At 40.9% G+C, this 1,558-nt stretch carries 1 protein-coding gene; it reads left to right on the plus strand.

The genetic code is table 11. The features are described 5' to 3' along the window. The first annotated feature begins 57 nt into the window (after positions 1-57). Positions 58-1,527, plus strand: a complete 1,470-nt coding sequence (locus tag DDR33_RS09960; RefSeq protein WP_109415631.1) for a sodium:solute symporter — start codon at positions 58-60, stop codon at positions 1,525-1,527. Positions 1,528-1,558: the final 31 nt, after the last annotated feature.

The following is a 1,558-nucleotide window of genomic DNA, read 5'->3' on the forward strand; positions in this document are numbered from 1 at the left end:
TGACTACTCACTCTGGCTTTCGTTTATAACTTACGACTTATAACTTACAACTTAAATATGCCTCCTATTGTTCTTTTATCTTTCCTGATAGGCTACTTTAGCCTGCTGATTTTAATTTCGTACCTCACTTCGCGGAAATCGGCGGATAACTCAACGTTTTTTATCGCCAACCGGAATTCTAAATGGTATTTTGTTGCCTTCGGAATGATAGGGACGGCCTTGTCAGGAGTGACGTTTATCTCAGTGCCGGGGGCTGTAGCTCACAGCAACTTTGGATATTTCCAATTTGTGCTGGGTAACGCGGTTGGGTTTATACTTATTGCCACCGTTTTATTGCCTCTTTATTACCGGATCCATCTTATTTCCATTTATACATACCTTGAGAATCGTCTCGGATACTGGAGTTATAAATCAGGAGCCATGATCTTTTTAATATCCAGAACGATCGGATCGGCTTTCCGGCTCTACCTGGTAGCCATCGTGCTTCAGAAGTTTATATTCGACGCCTGGAATGTTCCTTTCTTTGCGACAGTAGCGATTTGTTTAGTCCTGATATGGCTGTATACTTTTAAAGGAGGCTTGAAAACGATCATTATCACGGATACTCTCCAAACGGTATTTCTTCTTTCCTCGGTTGTCCTTTCTATCTGGTTTATATCAAGAAGTCTTCATCTCGACCTGGCGCAAACGTTTGAAACAGTAAAGAACAGCTCTTATTCAAAGATCTTTTTCTGGGAAGATTTCCTTGGGAACAAGAACCATTTTATCAAACAGTTTCTTGGGGGGATCTTTGTAACAGTAGCGATGACCGGTCTCGATCAGGATTTGATGCAAAAGAATCTCAGTTGTAAGAACTTAGGAGAGGCTCAGAAGAATATGCTGACCTTTACGACCGTATTCGTGGTGATAAACCTTTTCTTTCTGAGTGTAGGCGCCCTGTTGTATATTTTTGCAGCGGCAAATAATATTGACGTAAACGCACTGAATACCCCTGATCATTTGTTTCCGGAAATAGCTTTAAACCACTTAAATGTTATTCCTGCTATTGTGTTTATGCTTGGGCTGACAGCTGCTACATTTGCAACAACAGATTCTGCTCTTACAGCCCTGACAACATCTTTCTGCGTGGATTTCCTCAGTTTTAATAAGAAAGAAAATCACAACGATCCTGGTCTTGTTCGTACCCGCCATATCGTACACGTTGTTTTCTCGTTCATCATGCTCCTGGTCATACTCGTATTCCGGATTATCAATGACGACTCTGTTGTAAATGCAATATTCAAAGCAGCTGGCTATACATACGGCCCTCTGGTAGGATTATTTGGATTTGGAATGCTCACTAAAAGACAGGTTGCCGATAGATTTGTTCCATGGATTTGTATTCTTTCGCCGATTCTTTCGTTTATAATAGATAAGAACTCAGTATCCTGGTTTAGTTACTCCATCGGTTTTGAACTGATCATCATAAACGGACTGATTACTTATTTGTGCTTGTTGCTAACGAGTAGAGGGGGGAGTAAGTTATAAGTGGTAAGTTATAAGTGGTAAGTACTGGGGG

Origin of the sequence: Pararcticibacter amylolyticus (assembly GCF_003130405.1) — a bacterium.
Classification (GTDB): domain Bacteria; phylum Bacteroidota; class Bacteroidia; order Sphingobacteriales; family Sphingobacteriaceae; genus Arcticibacter; species Arcticibacter amylolyticus.